The sequence below is a fragment of the Vibrio sp. 1078-1 genome (genome assembly GCF_033340475.1).
Genome location: NZ_JAWOWM010000915.1, coordinates 1 through 517, shown reverse-complemented (window position 1 = coordinate 517; position 517 = coordinate 1). Strand labels below are relative to the sequence as shown.

Here is a 517-nt window from a genome sequence, read left to right as displayed (position 1 = left end):
CTTCGCCAAATGGCCAGTTGCTACGTTTGGCGTTTACATAACCATCGGTGGCAAACAAATGGTGACCGTCTGAGTTCATCGGTTCAACTTTGCCACCAAACCAGCTTTTCGGGAACGAGTGTTCACGGTTGTAGCAATCCCCTTCTTGACTGTATTGACCGCATTGGTCGGTTACTTTCGTGAAACTCACTGCGTCGTTGCCCGCAGGCTTCTCTGAATACATATCAAGGATGGAGCCGTCTTTCTCGTAGTAGTTATCCAAATCTGCGTCTTTTACCAAAGTCCAAATCGCTGAATAGCCACGGCTGGAGTGATTATTGATGATGTTAAACAATGCCGTTTTGAGTGCGTAGCCTGTCTTGCCAGACGCGGCTTGATAATACCCATCAACCACTGGTGGAGTCGTGGTGGTGTCACCTAACGTAAAATCAGTGGTTTCGCTTTTGGCGAACTCAGCGCCAGAAGCAAGGGTCTTGGCTCCTTCCATCAACGTGTACGAACCCGCGCCACTTCCACA

General features: G+C 49.3%; 1 protein-coding gene. It reads right to left on the bottom strand.

Going from position 1 to position 517, the window contains the following annotated elements; all coding sequences use genetic code 11:
• On the bottom strand, positions 1–517 hold a 517-nt coding region (locus R7190_RS30830), incomplete at both ends, for an endonuclease (protein WP_318138337.1).